At 51.6% G+C, this 18,925-nt stretch carries 9 protein-coding genes, 2 tRNA genes, 3 rRNA genes and 1 other annotated feature; of the genes, 13 read left to right on the forward strand and 1 reads right to left on the reverse strand.

What is annotated here, in order from left to right; translation table 11 throughout:
- Window positions 1-43: 43 nt before the first annotated feature.
- From gyrB to rrf, 8 genes are all read left to right on the forward strand, one after another.
- On the forward strand, window positions 44-1,966 hold the full coding sequence (gyrB, locus tag IC804_RS09805; RefSeq protein WP_011886591.1) for a DNA topoisomerase (ATP-hydrolyzing) subunit B: 1,923 nt from the start codon (window positions 44-46) through the stop codon (window positions 1,964-1,966).
- Window positions 1,967-2,118: 152 nt separating this feature from the next.
- On the forward strand, window positions 2,119-4,587 hold the full coding sequence (gyrA, locus tag IC804_RS09810) for a DNA gyrase subunit A (RefSeq protein ID WP_011886592.1): 2,469 nt from the start codon (window positions 2,119-2,121) through the stop codon (window positions 4,585-4,587).
- Between the two features lie 127 nt (window positions 4,588-4,714).
- On the forward strand, window positions 4,715-5,776 hold the full coding sequence (locus IC804_RS09815) for an HD-GYP domain-containing protein (protein ID WP_081157358.1): 1,062 nt from the start codon (window positions 4,715-4,717) through the stop codon (window positions 5,774-5,776).
- Window positions 5,777-6,197: 421 nt separating this feature from the next.
- A 16S ribosomal RNA gene (locus IC804_RS09820) occupies window positions 6,198-7,741 on the forward strand.
- Between the two features lie 224 nt (window positions 7,742-7,965).
- A tRNA-Ile gene (locus IC804_RS09825) sits at window positions 7,966-8,039 on the forward strand.
- A gap of 11 nt (window positions 8,040-8,050) precedes the next feature.
- Window positions 8,051-8,126 (forward strand) — tRNA-Ala (locus IC804_RS09830).
- 187 nt (window positions 8,127-8,313) lie between these two features.
- A 23S ribosomal RNA gene (locus tag IC804_RS09835) occupies window positions 8,314-11,242 on the forward strand.
- A gap of 244 nt (window positions 11,243-11,486) precedes the next feature.
- A 5S ribosomal RNA gene (rrf, locus tag IC804_RS09840) occupies window positions 11,487-11,603 on the forward strand.
- The 16S, 23S and 5S rRNA genes sit together here with 2 tRNA genes alongside, the layout of an rRNA operon.
- Window positions 11,604-11,639: 36 nt before the next feature.
- Here rrf and IC804_RS09845 read toward each other — a convergent pair.
- Window positions 11,640-12,626 (reverse strand): YaaC family protein, encoded by a 987-nt coding sequence (locus tag IC804_RS09845; RefSeq protein ID WP_008882090.1) that lies wholly within the window; start codon window positions 12,624-12,626, stop codon window positions 11,640-11,642.
- A gap of 126 nt (window positions 12,627-12,752) precedes the next feature.
- Here IC804_RS09845 and guaB point away from each other — a divergent pair, with 126 nt between their 5' ends.
- From guaB to serS, 5 genes are all read left to right on the forward strand, one after another.
- Window positions 12,753-14,219 (forward strand): IMP dehydrogenase, encoded by a 1,467-nt coding sequence (guaB, locus tag IC804_RS09850; RefSeq protein ID WP_008882089.1) that lies wholly within the window; start codon window positions 12,753-12,755, stop codon window positions 14,217-14,219.
- Between the two features lie 103 nt (window positions 14,220-14,322).
- Window positions 14,323-15,681: a serine hydrolase gene (locus tag IC804_RS09855; protein WP_081157581.1), complete on the forward strand. Its 1,359-nt coding sequence runs from the start codon at window positions 14,323-14,325 to the stop codon at window positions 15,679-15,681.
- Between the two features lie 129 nt (window positions 15,682-15,810).
- On the forward strand, window positions 15,811-16,695 hold the full coding sequence (pdxS, locus tag IC804_RS09860) for a pyridoxal 5'-phosphate synthase lyase subunit PdxS (protein ID WP_008882087.1): 885 nt from the start codon (window positions 15,811-15,813) through the stop codon (window positions 16,693-16,695).
- Between the two features lie 24 nt (window positions 16,696-16,719).
- The gene (pdxT, locus tag IC804_RS09865) at window positions 16,720-17,307 is read left to right on the forward strand and encodes a pyridoxal 5'-phosphate synthase glutaminase subunit PdxT (protein WP_008882086.1); all 588 of its coding nucleotides are present in this window, start codon (window positions 16,720-16,722) and stop codon (window positions 17,305-17,307) included.
- 5 nt (window positions 17,308-17,312) lie between these two features.
- Window positions 17,313-17,533 (forward strand) — a binding site (T-box leader).
- A 53-nt stretch (window positions 17,534-17,586) separates the two neighbouring features.
- Complete coding sequence (gene serS, locus IC804_RS09870; RefSeq protein ID WP_008882085.1) at window positions 17,587-18,861, forward strand: serine--tRNA ligase; 1,275 nt, start codon at window positions 17,587-17,589, stop codon at window positions 18,859-18,861.
- The last annotated feature ends 64 nt before the right edge of the window (window positions 18,862-18,925 follow it).

The following is an 18,925-nucleotide window of genomic DNA, read 5'->3' on the forward strand; positions in this document are numbered from 1 at the left end:
GTGGAACGTTGAACGTTTGCAAAGAAAGCGTAGGTGATATGGCATGACAATGGAACAACGGGTTGAGCAGGCGTACGATGCGAGCCAAATCCAAGTGCTTGAAGGCCTTGAGGCGGTTCGGAAACGCCCAGGAATGTACATCGGTTCGACAGGACCAAAAGGGCTTCACCATCTCGTCTGGGAAATCGTCGACAACAGTATCGATGAGGCATTGGCCGGCTATTGCACGGAAATTCATGTGACGATCGGAGAAGATAACAGCATTACGATCGCTGACAACGGGCGCGGTATTCCGGTTGATGTGCACGAGGCGACGGGGCGTCCAGCTGTTGAGGTCATTATGACTGTCCTTCACGCCGGCGGAAAGTTTGGTGGAGGGGGCTACAAAGTATCGGGCGGCTTGCATGGCGTCGGTGCCTCAGTTGTGAACGCCTTATCGGAATGGCTCGAAGTTTACGTGTATCGTGACGGAAAAATCCACTACCAAAAATACGAACGAGGTGAACCTCGCACCGACCTGCAAGTTATCGACGAAACGGACCGAACCGGGACGACGACCCGTTTCAAGCCGGACCCGGAAATTTTTACAGAAACAACCGAGTTTGACTATGAGACGCTGGCTACTCGGCTGCGCGAGCTCGCTTTTTTAAACCGCGGCTTGAAAATTACCCTAACGGACGAACGGGTTGACAACCGGAAAAATGAATATTTTTATGAGGGTGGTATTCGCTCTTATGTTCGCCATTTAAACCGGACACGGGAAGTGCTGCACGAAGAGCCGATTTACATTGCTGGCGAGCGCGACGGCATCGCCGTTGAAATTGCCTTGCAATATAACGACGGCTACACAAGCAACATTTACTCATTCGTTAACAACATCCATACGCATGAAGGGGGCACGCATGAGTCCGGCTTTAAAATGGCGCTGACGCGCATTATCAATGACTATGCTCGCAAACAGCAAATTTTTAAAGACAACGATGCCAACTTGACCGGTGAGGATGTGCGCGAGGGACTGACAGCCATCGTGTCGATCAAGCACCCGGCTCCGCAGTTTGAGGGGCAGACGAAAACAAAACTTGGCAACAGCGATGCGCGCACTGTGACAGACGCCGTTTTCTCTGAGCAGTTCGAGACGTTTTTACTTGAACATCCAGCTGTTGCTCGAAAAATTGTCGAAAAAGGTATGATGGCAGCGCGCGCCCGGGTCGCGGCGAAAAAAGCGCGCGAACTGACACGTCGGAAAAGCGCGCTTGAAATTTCCAACTTGCCCGGCAAGCTGGCTGATTGTTCATCGAGAGATCCATCAATCAGCGAACTGTACGTCGTAGAGGGCGATTCGGCGGGTGGTTCAGCAAAACAAGGGCGCGACCGACATTTCCAAGCGATTTTACCGCTGCGCGGGAAAATTCTTAACGTAGAAAAAGCGCGTTTGGACAAGATTTTGTCGAATAATGAGGTGCGGGCAATCATCACTGCGCTTGGCACCGGCATTGGTGAAGACTTTGACATCTCAAAAGCGCGTTACCATAAAGTCATTATCATGACCGACGCGGACGTCGACGGCGCCCATATCCGCACGCTCCTTTTGACGTTCTTTTACCGCTATATGCGTGAATTGATCGAACGCGGCTACATTTATATCGCCCAGCCGCCGCTATATAAAATCGAGCAAGGAAAACAAGTGCGTTATGCTTACAATGACCGTCAGCTCGAAAAAATTCTTGCCGAACTGCCGGCTCAGCCAAAACCGATGATTCAGCGCTACAAAGGATTGGGCGAGATGAATCCAGAGCAACTTTGGGAAACGACGATGAACCCGGAAACGAGAACATTGCTGCAAGTGAGCCTACAAGACGCGATTGACGCGGATGAAACATTTGAAATTTTAATGGGCGACAAGGTGGAACCGCGTCGTCAGTTTATTGAAGAAAACGCCCGTTATGTGAAAAACTTGGATATTTAGGCTGAGAAGAGAGGGAAGCGGCCGCCCTCCCCGCTTCACCTTGCCGACGGGATCACCCGGCGCGCGAGCGAAGCGGCGCCTGCCGCTTGTCTGTTTCTGCCGCTTATAAGGCAGAACGGAGCGGTGGAGGTTCAAAAGGGAGGTTTGGACGAATGGCAGAACACGAACAACCACGCATTCGCGAAGTGAATATTAGCCAAGAAATGCGCTCTTCGTTCCTCGATTATGCAATGAGCGTCATCGTTTCGCGCGCCTTGCCGGATGTGCGCGACGGATTGAAACCGGTGCACCGCCGCATTTTATACGCCATGCACGATCTTGGCATGACCGCCGATAAACCGTACAAAAAATCGGCTCGCATTGTCGGCGAAGTGATCGGGAAATACCATCCGCACGGCGATGCCGCCGTGTATGATACGATGGTGCGCATGGCGCAAGATTTCAACTATCGATATATGCTCGTTGATGGGCACGGCAACTTTGGATCGATCGACGGCGATGCAGCGGCCGCCATGCGTTATACGGAAGCGCGGATGTCCAAAATCGCGATGGAACTGTTGCGTGATATCAACAAAGATACGATCGACTACCAAGACAACTATGATGGCTCGGAAAAAGAGCCGGTGGTGCTGCCGTCTCGGTTTCCAAACTTGCTTGTCAATGGTTCATCGGGTATCGCTGTTGGGATGGCGACGAACATTCCGCCGCATCAGCTTGGTGAGGTAATCGACGCTTTGTTGGCGCTAAGCCAAAACCCGGAAATGACAGTCGCTGACTTAATGGAATACATCCCTGGCCCTGATTTTCCGACTGCCGGACAAATTATCGGCCGCAGCGGCATCCGCAAAGCGTATGAAACGGGACGAGGCTCGATTACATTGCGCGCTAAGGCTGAAATTGAGCAGCATGCCAATGGCAAAGAAACGATTATTGTCAGTGAACTCCCTTACCAAGTGAACAAAGCGAAACTGATTGAACGGATTGCTGAGCTTGTACGTGAGAGAAAAATTGACGGGATTACTGACTTGCGCGACGAGTCGGACCGGAACGGTATGCGCATCGTCATTGAAGTGCGGCGTGATGCGAACGCGAAAGTCGTTTTAAACAATTTGTACAAATATACAGCCCTACAAACAAGTTTCGGAATTAATATGCTCGCCTTAGTGAACGGCGAGCCGAAAGTGCTGAACTTAAAAGAATGCTTGGAGCATTATTTAAACCATCAAAAAACGGTCATTCGCCGCCGGACGGCATTCGAACTCAAAAAGGCCGAGGCACGCGCCCACATTTTGGAAGGTTTGCGTATCGCCCTCGATCATTTGGATGAAGTGATCGACTTGATCCGACGTTCGCAGACAACGGAGGCAGCACGCGAAGGATTGATGGAGCGATTCTCGCTCAGTGAACGGCAGGCACAAGCGATCTTGGATATGCGTCTACAGCGGCTGACCGGCCTTGAACGGGAGAAAATTGAACAAGAATATCAAGACATTGTCCGTCTCATCGCTGAACTGAGAGCGGTGTTGGCTGACGAAGAGAAAGTGTTGCAAATTATTCGCGACGAGCTTAGCGAGATTAAAGAACGATTTAACGATGAGCGGCGTACGGAAATCGTTGTTGGAGCTGTCGAACAGCTGGACGACGAAGACTTGATTCCGCATGAGCATATTGTCATTACACTCACCCATAAAGGCTATATTAAGCGTCTACCTTTATCGACATATCGGAGTCAAAAGCGCGGTGGCCGAGGCGTGCAAGGGATGCACACATCGGAAGACGATTTTGTCGAACATTTGCTTATTACATCGACCCATGACACCGTACTATTTTTTACAAACAAAGGGAAAGTATATCAGGCGAAAGGCTACGAAATCCCAGAGTTCGGCCGAACGGCCAAAGGACTGCCGATCATTAACTTGCTTGAGCTCGATAAAGACGAGTGGATTAACGCTATGATCCCGATTGAAACATTTGACGACGAACGTTACCTTGTGTTTTCGACAAAACAAGGGATCGCCAAGCGCTCCTCACTTTCCTCCTTCGCCCATATTCGCAACAATGGGCTCATTGCTATTCATTTGCGCGAAGGGGATGAGCTGATTTCCGTCAGATTGACGGACGGCCAAAAACATTTGATTATCGGCACGAAAAATGGGATGCTTATCCGTTTCCCGGAAACCGATGTGCGAACGATGGGCCGTAGCGCAACCGGAGTCAAAGCAATCACGCTTGATGACAATGATGAAGTCGTTAGCATGGAGATTTTAGAAGACCACCACGACGTGCTTGTTGTCACGAAAAAAGGATTCGGTAAGCGCACTCCGGCCTCGGAATACCGAGTGCAAAGCCGCGGCGGCAAGGGATTGAAAACATGCAACGTTACAGAAAGAAACGGTTCTGTCGTCGCAGTGACGACTGTCGTTGGCAATGAAGACTTAATGGTGATTACGACCAGTGGTGTACTCATCCGTATTTCGGTCAGTGATATTTCCCGAACAGGGAGAGTCGCTCAAGGTGTGAAACTCATTCGCCTATCTGGTGAAGATGAACACGAGTGCGTCGCCACCGTAGCAAAGGTAACCGAGGAAGAAAAAGAGGAAGAGGAAGGCCATTCGGCTTAGCTTCTATGACGTTCCGTCCATTAAGGTACGGAGCGTCTTTCTTTTTTTTTGGGCCGAAAGCACTGCCATTGGAAGGAAAATCATGTTACGATAGAAATAAATGTTATAGGCAGAGGTGCATAAACGGATGGTGCGCGTCAAATTGGAGCAGCTTCGCGAAGGTTGTGTGCTTGCTCAAGATATGATTGGCAAAACGAAAAAACCGATTATGCCGAAAAAGACGGTCATCACTAAGCAGTTGTTGCACGTGCTTAGCAAGTTTCTGATTAATGAGGTGGAGATCGAACCGGTATTAGCCAATGGTGAGCCCTTCCTTGCAGGCGACTCCGCCTCAACGAAGGCCGACGAACGTCCGGTTATGTTGTATTTAGAAGCAGTCCAACGGTATAAAAAAGCGTTTCAGTCATGGCAAGCGGGGGGAGCGGTCGATATCGGTGAAATCAGAGAGATCGCCATCCCACTTTTCAACAAAATGATAAAGCATAAGCGGGAGTTGCTGATGCTTCACCATTACACAACAAAAGAAGAATATTTATACCATCACGCTGTCAGCATCGGTTTGCTCGCCGGGTTTCTAGCCATGCAGCTCGGCTACAGTCAAGGTGAATGTCATCAAATCGTGCTCGCTGGCGTTTTATCTGATTGTGGTATGGCGAAAATAAGCAGCCAAATTTTGATGAAACCTTCGGCACTCACCGAGGAGGAGTTTCGTGAAATAGAACAACATCCTATTTTGAGTTATAGGATGGTACAAAACATTGCGGCATTAAACCAAGGAGCAAAGTTGGCTGTGTTGCAACATCACGAGCGAAATGACGGCAGCGGATATCCATTACGAGTCAAAGCTGAAAAAATTCATCCATATGGCCAGCTTATTGCGGTCGCTGACGTATACTATGCAATGACTTCAGAACGTCTATACCGCCGCAAGCAGTCACCCTTTCGGGCAATTGAAGCCATCCAGCGAGAGCAATTTGGTCGATTAAATGCAGAAGTGGTTGCTTTGCTTGTAAACCATCTCATTAGCTTGCAAACGGGGGCAATTGTCAAACTATCAAACGGTGAAACGGCTGAGGTGATATTTATCCAGCCCGACGAACCAGCAAGGCCGATTGTCAAGGTGATGAAAACTGGTCAGTTGCTTTCATTAGTCGAGCAGCGCGACCTATATATCGAAGAAATTCTATGATGTTGACCGAGAAGTTCCCACCTCAAAGCAACAGTGGGAGACGGATCGGTCGTTTTTTGTGAACTATTATTTCAAAAAAACTGTTGCATAAATAACAGTAACGTGATACAATCTATCTTGCTTGCAACAACGAAATAAAAAAACTATTGACTTTTCGTTGTCCATGCGTTATCATTTAATAGCTGTCATTATTGAGAGATGATAAAAGTTCCTTGAAAACTAAACAAAACACAAGCGTCATAAGAAAAGCTGAGGTCGCTTGCTTATCGGCGAAACGCGCTGAGAGGCCCGCGAGGAGGCTGTTGCCGCCGCAGCGGGACACGAAGCGTCGCGAGCCGATAGCGGCCGAAGCTAGACAATACGAAAAGCTGAGGCTCACAGTACTTTGGTGCTGGAGCTGAAGTGCAAGCCAATCAACTTTCTTTTGGAGAGTTTGATCCTGGCTCAGGACGAACGCTGGCGGCGTGCCTAATACATGCAAGTCGAGCGGACCGAACGAGAGCTTGCTCTTGTTCGGTCAGCGGCGGACGGGTGAGTAACACGTGGGCAACCTGCCCGCAAGACCGGGATAACTCCGGGAAACCGGAGCTAATACCGGATAACACCAAAGACCGCATGGTCTTTGGTTGAAAGGCGGCTTCGGCTGTCACTTGCGGATGGGCCCGCGGCGCATTAGCTAGTTGGTGAGGTAACGGCTCACCAAGGCGACGATGCGTAGCCGGCCTGAGAGGGTGACCGGCCACACTGGGACTGAGACACGGCCCAGACTCCTACGGGAGGCAGCAGTAGGGAATCTTCCGCAATGGACGAAAGTCTGACGGAGCGACGCCGCGTGAGCGAAGAAGGCCTTCGGGTCGTAAAGCTCTGTTGTGAGGGACGAAGGAGCGCCGTTTGAATAAGGCGGCGCGGTGACGGTACCTCACGAGAAAGCCCCGGCTAACTACGTGCCAGCAGCCGCGGTAATACGTAGGGGGCGAGCGTTGTCCGGAATTATTGGGCGTAAAGCGCGCGCAGGCGGTCCTTTAAGTCTGATGTGAAAGCCCACGGCTCAACCGTGGAGGGTCATTGGAAACTGGGGGGCTTGAGTGCAGGAGAGGAGAGCGGAATTCCACGTGTAGCGGTGAAATGCGTAGAGATGTGGAGGAACACCAGTGGCGAAGGCGGCTCTCTGGCCTGTAACTGACGCTGAGGCGCGAAAGCGTGGGGAGCAAACAGGATTAGATACCCTGGTAGTCCACGCCGTAAACGATGAGTGCTAAGTGTTAGAGGGGTCACACCCTTTAGTGCTGTAGCTAACGCGATAAGCACTCCGCCTGGGGAGTACGGCCGCAAGGCTGAAACTCAAAGGAATTGACGGGGGCCCGCACAAGCGGTGGAGCATGTGGTTTAATTCGAAGCAACGCGAAGAACCTTACCAGGTCTTGACATCCCCTGACAACCCAAGAGATTGGGCGTTTTCCCCTTCGGGGGGACAGGGTGACAGGTGGTGCATGGTTGTCGTCAGCTCGTGTCGTGAGATGTTGGGTTAAGTCCCGCAACGAGCGCAACCCTTGCCTCTAGTTGCCAGCATTCAGTTGGGCACTCTAGAGGGACTGCCGGCTAAAAGTCGGAGGAAGGTGGGGATGACGTCAAATCATCATGCCCCTTATGACCTGGGCTACACGTGCTACAATGGGCTGCGAACCCGCGAGGGGGAGCGAATCCCAAAAAGCCGCTCTCAGTTCGGATTGCAGGCTGCAACTCGCCTGCATGAAGCCGGAATCGCTAGTAATCGCGGATCAGCATGCCGCGGTGAATACGTTCCCGGGCCTTGTACACACCGCCCGTCACACCACGAGAGCTTGCAACACCCGAAGTCGGTGAGGTAACCCTTACGGGAGCCAGCCGCCGAAGGTGGGGCAAGTGATTGGGGTGAAGTCGTAACAAGGTAGCCGTACCGGAAGGTGCGGCTGGATCACCTCCTTTCTAAGGATTTATTGACAAAACCTTTCGGTTTGATTATAATGGCGCTTGGTGTTTTGTTTAGTTTTGAGGGAATTTGTTATTCTCTTGGTGTTTTGCGCCTGCGTCTGCGAGTGATTCAGAGGAGCTGGATTCCTCGGCGCAAGGCCGCAAAGAAGTTGACTCAAGGTAGTAGCCTTGTTTAGTTTTGAGGGAACTTGTTGTTCCTTGAATAATATAGAGGTTATGGGCCTATAGCTCAGCTGGTTAGAGCGCACGCCTGATAAGCGTGAGGTCGGTGGTTCAAGTCCACTTAGGCCCATCTTGGATTATGGGGCCTTAGCTCAGCTGGGAGAGCGCCTGCTTTGCACGCAGGAGGTCATCGGTTCGATCCCGATAGGCTCCACCATTTTCGATGAATAGAAATCGTTCCTTGAAAACTAGATAACCGGAAAAGCTGAGGTGCCGCGGTCAGTTCTCGAAGCCAAATGTTCTTCACCCGCAGGGGTGCTTGCACCCCAAGGGGGAAGGTTATTTGGCGGAAGAGAGCTAGGCGCCGAAGCTAGACAATAAGGAAGAAGCCGAAACGAGCTGTAGGTTAAGCTAGAAAGGGCGCACGGTGGATGCCTTGGCACTAGGAGCCGATGAAGGACGGGGCAAACGCCGAAACGCTTCGGGGAGCTGTAAGCAAGCGTTGATCCGGAGATGTCCGAATGGGGAAACCCCCTGCCCGTAATGGGGCAGGATCCATGCCTGAATCCATAGGGCATGGAGGGCACACCCGGGGAACTGAAACATCTTAGTACCCGGAGGAGAAGAAAGCAAATGCGATTCCCTGAGTAGCGGCGAGCGAAACGGGAACAGCCCAAACCAAGAGGCGTGCCTCTTGGGGTTGTAGGACCGCTCAGATGGGAGTGAGAAAGGAACGGGGTAGACGAACCGGTCTGGAACGGCCGGCCAGAGAAGGTGACAGCCCTGTAGTCGAAACTTCGTTCCCTCCCGAGCGGCTCCTGAGTACGGCGGGACACGGGAAATCCCGTCGGAAGCAGGGAGGACCATCTCCCAAGGCTAAATACTCCCTAGTGACCGATAGTGAACCAGTACCGTGAGGGAAAGGTGAAAAGCACCCCGGAAGGGGAGTGAAAGAGAACCTGAAACCGTGTGCCTACAAGTAGTCAGAGCCCGTTCATGGGTGATGGCGTGCCTTTTGTAGAATGAACCGGCGAGTGACGATGGCGTGCGAGGTTAAGCCGAAGAGGCGGAGCCGCAGCGAAAGCGAGTCTGAATAGGGCGTTTGAGTACGTCGTCGTCGACCCGAAACCAGGTGATCTACCCATGTCCAGGGTGAAGGCCGGGTAACACCGGCTGGAGGCCCGAACCCACGTACGTTGAAAAGTGCGGGGATGAGGTGTGGGTAGGGGTGAAATGCCAATCGAACTTGGAGATAGCTGGTTCTCCCCGAAATAGCTTTAGGGCTAGCCTCAAGGTGAGAGTCTTGGAGGTAGAGCACTGATTGGGCTAGGGGCCCTCATCGGGTTACCGAACCCAGTCAAACTCCGAATGCCAATGACTTATCCTTGGGAGTCAGACTACGAGTGATAAGATCCGTGGTCAAGAGGGAAACAGCCCAGATCGCCAGCTAAGGCCCCCAAGTGCACGTTCAGTGGAAAAGGATGTGGAGTTGCGAAGACAACCAGGATGTTGGCTTAGAAGCAGCCACCATTTAAAGAGTGCGTAATAGCTCACTGGTCGAGTGACTCTGCGCCGAAAATGTACCGGGGCTAAACGTGCCGCCGAAGCTGCGGGATGACCGTTGGTCATCGGTAGGGGAGCGTTCTAAGGGCATCGAAGCCAGACCGGAAGGACTGGTGGAGCGCTTAGAAGTGAGAATGCCGGTATGAGTAGCGAAAACAGAGGTGAGAATCCTCTGCGCCGAAAGCCTAAGGGTTCCTGAGGAAGGTTCGTCCGCTCAGGGTTAGTCGGGACCTAAGCCGAGGCCGAAAGGCGTAGGTGATGGACAACAGGTTGAGATTCCTGTACCACCTCCTTCCCGTTTGAGCGATGGGGGGACGCAGGAGGATAGGGTGAGCAGGCGGCTGGAAGAGCCTGTCCAAGCAGTAAGGCTGGCCAGTAGGCAAATCCGCTGGCCGTAAAGGCTGAGCTGTGATGGCGACGGATTTGATCCGGAAGTCCCTGATTCCACACTGCCAAGAAAAGCCTCTAGCGAGGGAAGAGGTGCCCGTACCGCAAACCGACACAGGTAGGCGAGGAGAGAATCCTAAGGCGCGCGGGAGAACTCTCGTTAAGGAACTCGGCAAAATGACCCCGTAACTTCGGGAGAAGGGGTGCTCTTTGGGGTGATGAGCCCCGAAGAGCCGCAGTGAAAAGGCCCAAGCGACTGTTTATCAAAAACACAGGTCTCTGCGAAGCCGAAAGGCGAAGTATAGGGGCTGACACCTGCCCGGTGCTGGAAGGTTAAGGGGAGCGCTTAGCGCAAGCGAAGGTGCGAACCGAAGCCCCAGTAAACGGCGGCCGTAACTATAACGGTCCTAAGGTAGCGAAATTCCTTGTCGGGTAAGTTCCGACCCGCACGAAAGGTGTAACGACTTGGGCACTGTCTCAACGAGAGACCCGGTGAAATTATACTACCTGTGAAGATGCAGGTTACCCGCGACAGGACGGAAAGACCCCGTGGAGCTTTACTGCAGCCTGATATGGAATTTTGGTATCGCTTGTACAGGATAGGTGGGAGCCAGGGAAGCCGGAGCGCCAGCTTCGGTGGAGGCGTCGGTGGGATACCACCCTGGCGGTATTGAAATTCTAACCCGCACCCCTTATCGGGGTGGGAGACAGTGTCAGGTGGGCAGTTTGACTGGGGCGGTCGCCTCCCAAAAGGTAACGGAGGCGCCCAAAGGTTCCCTCAGAATGGTTGGAAATCATTCGGAGAGTGCAAAGGCACAAGGGAGCTTGACTGCGAGACGGACAGGTCGAGCAGGGACGAAAGTCGGGCTTAGTGATCCGGTGGTTCCGCATGGAAGGGCCATCGCTCAACGGATAAAAGCTACCCCGGGGATAACAGGCTGATCTCCCCCAAGAGTCCACATCGACGGGGAGGTTTGGCACCTCGATGTCGGCTCATCGCATCCTGGGGCTGTAGTCGGTCCCAAGGGTTGGGCTGTTCGCCCATTAAAGCGGTACGCGAGCTGGGTTCAGAACGTCGTGAGACAGTTCGGTCCCTATCCGTCGTGGGCGTAGGAAATTTGAGAGGAGCTGTCCTTAGTACGAGAGGACCGGGATGGACGCACCGCTGGTGTACCAGTTGTCCCGCCAGGGGCACCGCTGGGTAGCTATGTGCGGAAGGGATAAGCGCTGAAAGCATCTAAGCGTGAAGCCCCCCTCAAGATGAGATTTCCCATCGCGTTAGGCGAGTAAGATCCCTCGAAGATGACGAGGTTGATAGGTCCGAGGTGGAAGCGTGGCGACACGTGGAGCTGACGGATACTAATCGATCGAGGGCTTAACCTAGAAAAGCGGAGGCCGCCCGCCTATCGGCGAGACGCGCTGGAGGGCCTGCGAGGAGGCTCGAACCAAGCAAAGCTTGGTTCTGCGTGGGTGGTGCCACAGGAGCGTATGCAATGTGTCGCCGCCACAGCAGGACCGAAGCGTCGCGAGCCGATGGCGGCCGGAGCTAGACAGTACGACAAGCGGAGGCTTCTTCCCCAAAAACGGTTATCTAGTTTTGAGGGAATGATCCCACAACTTCATATTGCCTAGTGGTGATAGCGGAGAGGAAACACCCGTTCCCATCCCGAACACGGAAGTTAAGCTCTCCAGCGCCGATGGTAGTTGGGGCCAGCGCCCCTGCAAGAGTAGGTCGCTGCTAGGCGAAAGAAACCCCTGCTGTTTCAAACAGCAGGGGTTTTTAATTTGGTTTAGCCAAAAGCTTTTGCATCAAATATTCGTTCAACAATAACGGGACTTTTTCCGCCGACACGGAAAGAAATTGAAGAATAAAAATATACGCCTTGCTGGAGTAGGAGTGAAGGAGTTCGCTCCACCATTCGGTCTCGTAACGGGAGATCATGCTTAAGTTATAGAGCAACAAGTAATGGGCGTGAATCTCTGGGAGTGTAAAAATTTTTTCTTTCTTGGTCGGGATATGGTATGTCCCGTTAAGATGAAATAAAAATGGGCCTTCTCCCACGGAAGATAGCGGCGTTGCTGTCTCAAAATAAAGAAATTCTCCTTCCTCTTTGATGAAGACAAGCTTCCTTCCTTGCCCCTCCTCTCCAATGTATTGGACAAATCGGGATAACGACATGTGATAGTGATCTAAAATTGTTTTTGGGATGGCCAGTATCGGTGGTGAAACGTTATGTACAATCGGCAAAGATAATGGCTTTTTTCGTCCGCCTAGGAAAAAAAACGTTTCATGTAGTTCACAAATCCGTTGCAACAGTGTGCCCATGCGAAACTTTTCCCCAGCTTCCTGTTTCACATGAAACATTTTTTCAGAAAAGTGAGTGAACAAACCATTTTTTTGTACTTTTACTTCGTCATCTAAAAATTCATAGCCTTGTTTTTTTCGCTTTCTCGTTGACACCCCGTGGGCTAAGACAGATGTTGACTCCGGGTAGTTGGGATCAACGGTAAGCAAGCAGGCTTTTAAAAGCTGAACCATTCCGTAAAATAAAAGAACTGGCTTGATCGACAACGGGGCCTGCTGGGCAGCGGCGTAAAAGTTTTGTCCGTGCTCCAAATAGTACAAAAACGGATAACAATTTGTATAACTGCGTTGGACTGCGTCATCGCGTTGCTGTTGCTTGTAGCATTGCTGCAAAAAGTGTTGCGCGGTATCCGCGGAACGGAAAACGGAAAGGTTGAATGCACTTTTGGTATTTCCGAACATTTTTGCCCTCCTTGTTGCTGAATTGTAGGGAAATAACTGAAAAGTAGGACATTTTTTTGATTCCTTGACAGTAGTTTAACCAGTTGTTAAGCTACTAATAATATTTCCGGACAAGGGGGAGAAAACATGTGGGAAGCGAAATTCGCGAAGGAAGGATTGACGTTTGACGATGTTCTTCTCATCCCGGCAAAATCTGACGTGCTGCCGCGCGATGTTGATGTCACGACGAGGTTAAGTGACACACTGCAGTTGAACATCCCGATTATTAGCGCTGGCATGGATACCGTCACCGAGGCCGAAATGGCGATTGCGATGGCGCGTCAAGGTGGTCTTGGTATCATCCACAAAAACATGTCCATTGAGCAGCAAGCTGAGCAAGTCGATAAAGTAAAACGGTCGGAGCGAGGGGTTATTACTGATCCGTTTTTCTTAACGCCTGATCATCAAGTGTACGATGCGGAGCATTTAATGGGCAAATACCGTATCTCAGGTGTGCCGATCGTGAACAACGCTGAGGAACAAAAGCTTGTTGGGATTATTACAAACCGCGATTTGCGTTTTATTCAAGACTACTCGATTAAAATTTCCGAGGTAATGACGAAAGAAAATTTGATCACAGCTCCGGTTGGAACAACGTTAGAGGAAGCGGAGAAAATTTTGCAACAACATAAAGTCGAAAAATTGCCGCTTGTTGATGAAAACGGGATACTAAAAGGGTTAATTACCATCAAGGACATTGAGAAGGTGATTGAGTTCCCGAACTCGGCGAAGGACGCGAAAGGACGACTTGTCGTCGGGGCGGCTGTTGGAGTGACAGCGGACACGATGATCCGTGTTAAAAAACTCGTTGAGGCAGGGGTTGACGTCATTGTCGTCGACACGGCGCACGGCCACTCCAAAGGTGTCCTCGAGACAGTGGCCAATATCCGTCGCCAGTACCCAGATTTGAACATTATCGCTGGGAATGTCGCGACAGCTGAGGCGACGCGCGACTTAATTGAAGCGGGAGCAAACATTATTAAAGTCGGGATCGGTCCGGGATCTATTTGCACGACACGGGTTGTCGCCGGGGTTGGAGTGCCGCAAATTACAGCCATTTACGATTGTGCGACGGAGGCGCGCAAACATGGCGTTCCGATTATCGCTGACGGCGGGATCAAATATTCCGGCGACATCGTGAAGGCGATGGCGGCTGGAGCGCATGCTGTTATGCTTGGTAGTTTGCTCGCCGGCGTCTCAGAAAGCCCAGGTGAGACGGAAATTTATCAAGGACGTCGCTTTAAAGTGTACCGGGGTATGGGATCGGTCGCGTCAATGGAGCGAGGCAGCAAGGATCGCTATTTCCAAGAGGAAGCGAAAAAGTTTGTCCCGGAAGGCATCGAGGGACGCGTGCCATACAAAGGACCGCTCGCCGATACGATTTACCAGCTCGTCGGCGGACTGCGTGCTGGTATGGGCTACTGCGGAACGCGGAACTTGGACGAGTTGCGGGAGAAAACACAATTTATCCGCATGACGGGCGCAGGACTCCGTGAAAGCCATCCGCACGATGTACAAATTACGAAAGAGGCGCCAAACTACTCTGCGTTTTAAGCGAGGTTGCGCCAATCGACCTAACTTTGACGGAGACATGTTCTCCGTCTATTTTTTTGGCTGTCCATATGTTACAATAACGGTTGTGTAAGGAGGGTGCGACGTGGAGACAAAGAAACGAAACTGGTTTGTTTGGCTACTATCAATTTGTCTTTGTTTGACGCTATGGCCGTTCCAAGCAACGGTGAAAGCGGAGAGCGTGCCGCTTGATATTCGGGCCGATGCCGCTATTTTAGTGGACGCGCAAACAGGAAGAATTTTGTACGAAAAAAATATTGATGCGGTGCTTGGCATTGCCAGTATGACGAAAATGATGACTGAATACTTGCTCCTTGACGCTATTAAAGCGAAGCGCGTCAAATGGGATCAAACGTATACGCCAAGCGATTACGTGTACCGGCTGTCGCAAGACCGGTCGCTGTCGAACGTCCCTCTGCGCAAGGACGGGCAATATACGGTTCGTGAGCTGTACGAGGCGATGGCCATTTATTCAGCGAATGCAGCAACGGTCGCGATTGCCGAAATCATTGCCGGATCAGAGAAAAATTTTGTGCGAATGATGAATGAAAAGGGGAAAGAGCTTGGGCTCAAAGACTATAAATTTGTCAATTCAACCGGGTTAAGCAACAGTGACTTAAAGGGATTCCATCCACAAGGAACAAGCCAAGACGAGGAAAACGTCATGTCCGCACGGGCGATGGCGACCCTTGCCTACCGGCTGCTGAAAGATCACCCAGAAGTGCTGGAAACAGCGAGCATTCCAAAGAAACTGTTCCGCGAAGGAACGGATGATGAAATTCGAATGGACAACTGGAACTGGATGTTGCCAGGGCTTGTGTACGAATATGAAGGGGTAGACGGATTAAAAACTGGCTATACTGAATTTGCCGGCAATTGCTTCACTGGAACGGCGAAACGAAACGGTGTCCGCCTTATTTCTGTCGTTATGAACGCGAAAAATGCGAGCGGAAAAACGACGAAAGAGGCGCGCTTCGAGGAGACGAAAAAGCTATTTAACTATGGATTCAATCAATACTCGCTCCAAACGCTTTATCCGAAGGGATATCAGCTGAAAGGAAAAGAGAAGCTTCCAGTCGCGAAAGGGAAAGAAAAAGAGGTTCGTGTCAAGACAGGTAAAAAACTGTCGCTGTTAGTCAGAAACGGCGAGGAAAAACAGTACAAGCCGGTATATGTATTGGACAAGAAAAAAATGACAAATGAAGGAAAGCTGATTGCTCCGTTGAAAAAGGGAGAGACAGTCGGGTATATGACGCTCGAATATAAAGGAGACGACTCTCTCGCCTTTTTAAGCCCGGACATGCAAAAAAACATCCGGGTGCCGCTTGTTACGACAGTCGAGGTAGAAAAAGCAAACTGGTTTGTGCTCTCAATGCGTGCGATCGGTGGGCTGTTTGCCGACTTATGGACGAGCGCGGTCAAAGCGGTGAAAGGTTGGCTGTAAAATGACTCCCCTGCCAGGGGAGCTTTTTTCCATTGTGATTTTTGTAAAAATTGAGTTAAAATAAAACAGTATAAATCATCCTTTTGCGCATATGGCAAAGCATAACGATAGGAATAGGGGGAATCAACGGTGGCATTGACAGGTACGGATCGCGTCAAACGAGGGATGGCGGAAATGCAAAAAGGCGGCGTAATTATGGACGTCGTAAATGCGGAACAAGCAAAAATTGCGGAGGCGGCAGGAGCTGTCGCGGTTATGGCGCTCGAGCGTGTCCCGGCAGACATTCGTGCTGCTGGCGGTGTCGCGCGCATGGCAGACCCGACGGTGGTCGAAGAAGTGATGAACGCTGTGTCGATCCCGGTCATGGCGAAAGTGCGCATCGGTCATTATGTGGAAGCGCGCGTCCTTGAGGCGCTTGGCGTTGACTATATCGATGAAAGTGAAGTATTGACGCCGGCTGATGAGGAATTCCATATCGATAAACGGCAGTTTACGGTTCCGTTTGTATGCGGTTGTCGCGATTTGGGGGAGGCTGCCCGCCGCATTGCTGAAGGGGCATCAATGCTACGGACAAAAGGGGAGCCGGGGACAGGCAACATTGTTGAAGCGGTGCGCCATATGCGCAAGGTCAACGCGCAAATCCGTAAAGTTGTTAGCATGAGCGAAGACGAACTTGTCGCTGAGGCGAAACAGCTTGGGGCTCCGGTCGAAGTGTTGCGCGAAATTAAACGAATTGGTCGCCTCCCGGTCGTCAACTTCGCTGCTGGCGGTGTCGCGACACCGGCTGACGCTGCTCTCATGATGCACTTAGGCGCAGACGGTGTCTTTGTCGGGTCGGGCATTTTCAAATCGGAAAACCCAGAAAAATATGCGCGTGCGATTGTTGAAGCGACAACTCATTACGAAGACTATGAGCTGATCGCCCACTTGTCCAAAGGGCTGGGTGGTGCGATGCGCGGCATCGATGTCGCGACATTGTTGCCAGAGCACCGCATGCAAGAACGTGGCTGGTAAGCTAGGCAAAGGAGCAAAGGAACGATGAAAATAGGTGTACTCGGACTGCAAGGAGCCGTGCAAGAACATGTCCGCGCCATTGAGGCGTGCGGCGCCGAGGCGGTTGTCGTGAAAAAGACAGAGCAGCTCACTGGACTCGACGGACTCGTGTTGCCGGGCGGCGAAAGCACAACGATGCGTCGTCTCATCGATCGGTATGGACTTATGGAACCGCTGAAGCAATTTGCTGCTGACGGCAAACCGATGTTCGGTACGTGCGCCGGGCTCATTTTGCTGGCGAAACGAATCGTCGGCTACGATGAGCCCCATCTAGGTTTGATGGACATTACGGTTGAACGAAACTCGTTCGGCCGGCAACGGGAAAGCTTTGAAGCTGAGCTGTCGATCAAAGGGGTCGGCGATGGGTTTGTCGGCGTTTTTATCCGCGCACCGCACATCGTTGAGGTCGGGGACGAGGTCGAAGTCCTCGCGACATACAATGACCGCATTGTCGCGGCTCGACAAGGCCAGTTTCTTGGTTGCTCGTTCCACCCTGAGTTGACTGATGACCATCGGTTAATGCGATATTTCTTAAATATGGTGAAGGAAGCAAAAACGGTATCAAGCATTTAATCAATGGGAAAGCGATGAGAGGAACTAGTAGCAGGCGTCCGTCCTTTCAGAGAGCCGGTGGGTGGTGTGAACCGGTAGGAGGAGCCTGTGAATCCATCCTCGAGCAAAGCGCTGAACGCTCAAGCGGCCAGTAGGCGTTTTCGGCAGCCGCCGTTACCGGCATAAAAGTGGAAGGCATGGTGGCCTTCAATAAGGGTGGCACCGCGGGAACGCTCCCGTCCCTTTTTGGGACGGGAGCATTTTTATGTATAATAAATGGTGGATAAGGAGGTAAAGCGAATGCTGGATGTGAAATTACTACGCACCCAATTTCAAGAGGTGAAAGAAAAACTGCTGCAGCGCGGCGACGACTTGGCCAACATCGACCGGTTTGAGCAGCTTGATAAAGAGCGTCGTCGTTTGATCGCTCAGGTGGAGGAGTTAAAAAGCAAGCGCAATGAGGTGTCGCAACAAATTGCTGTCTTAAAGCGTGAAAAAAAGGACGCCGAGTCGTTGATCGCCGAAATGCGCGAAGTCGGCGACCGCATTAAACAAATGGACGAGCAAATTCGCCAACTTGAAGAAGAGCTCGACAGCCTTCTGTTATCGATTCCGAATGTACCGCATGAGTCAGTGCCAGTCGGCCAGTCGGAAGAAGATAATGTCGAAGTGCGAAGATGGGGGGAACCGCGTTCGTTCTCGTTCGAACCGAAGCCACATTGGGACATTGCTGACCAACTCGGTTTGCTCGATTTTGAGCGGGCCGCCAAAGTGGCAGGAAGTCGGTTTGTGTTTTACAAAGGACTAGGGGCTCGTCTTGAGCGGGCATTAATCAACTTTATGCTCGACATCCATCTCGATGAATTTGGCTATCAAGAGGTGTTGCCGCCATACTTAGTGAACCGGGCGAGCATGATCGGAACAGGGCAATTGCCAAAATTTGCGGAAGACGCGTTCCACTTGGACAATGAAGACTATTTTCTCATTCCAACAGCGGAAGTGCCTGTGACGAATTTGCATCGCGATGAAATTTTAACGGCTGATGACTTGCCGCTTTACTATGCGGCTTACAGCGCGTGCTTCCGCGCCGAAGCTGGCTCGGCTGGCCGTGACACGCGGGGGCTCATCCGCCAGCACCAATTCAATAAAGTGGAGCTCGTCAAGTTCGTCAAGCCGGAGGATTCATATGACGAGTTGGAAAAATTGACGCACCAAGCCGAAACGATCCTGCAACGGCTCGGGCTTCCGTATCGCGTCGTAGCCTTGTGTACAGGAGATCTGGGATTTTCAGCGGCGAAGACGTATGATATTGAGGTGTGGCTGCCAAGCTATGGAACGTATCGGGAAATTTCGTCGTGCAGCAACTTTGAGGCGTTCCAGGCGCGCCGAGCTAATATCCGCTTCCGTCGCGAGCCGAAAGCAAAGCCAGAATATGTGCATACGCTAAACGGTTCGGGGCTAGCCATCGGCCGCACGGTTGCTGCCATTTTGGAAAACTACCAACAAGAAGACGGATCGGTCGTCATCCCGGAAGCGCTCCGTCCATATATGGGGAATCGGGATGTCATTCGCTAAACAAAAGGCACGTTTTCCTAGATAAATCGTTGGTTGACTTTTCCCGGTAACCATGTTATATTGA

The sequence above is a fragment of the Geobacillus sp. 47C-IIb genome (assembly GCF_014679705.1).
In the GTDB taxonomy this organism is placed as follows: domain Bacteria; phylum Bacillota; class Bacilli; order Bacillales; family Anoxybacillaceae; genus Geobacillus; species Geobacillus thermodenitrificans.

Coding starts and splice junctions, on each gene's coding strand:
- serS (WP_008882085.1), top strand. CDS start 17,587: ATGCTGGATGTGAAATTACTACGCACCCAATTTCAAGAGGTGAAAGAA.
- guaB (WP_008882089.1), top strand. CDS start 12,753: ATGTGGGAAGCGAAATTCGCGAAGGAAGGATTGACGTTTGACGATGTT.
- IC804_RS09845 (WP_008882090.1), bottom strand. CDS start 12,626: ATGTTCGGAAATACCAAAAGTGCATTCAACCTTTCCGTTTTCCGTTCC.
- IC804_RS09815 (WP_081157358.1), top strand. CDS start 4,715: ATGGTGCGCGTCAAATTGGAGCAGCTTCGCGAAGGTTGTGTGCTTGCT.
- pdxT (WP_008882086.1), top strand. CDS start 16,720: ATGAAAATAGGTGTACTCGGACTGCAAGGAGCCGTGCAAGAACATGTC.
- gyrA (WP_011886592.1), top strand. CDS start 2,119: ATGGCAGAACACGAACAACCACGCATTCGCGAAGTGAATATTAGCCAA.
- gyrB (WP_011886591.1), top strand. CDS start 44: ATGACAATGGAACAACGGGTTGAGCAGGCGTACGATGCGAGCCAAATC.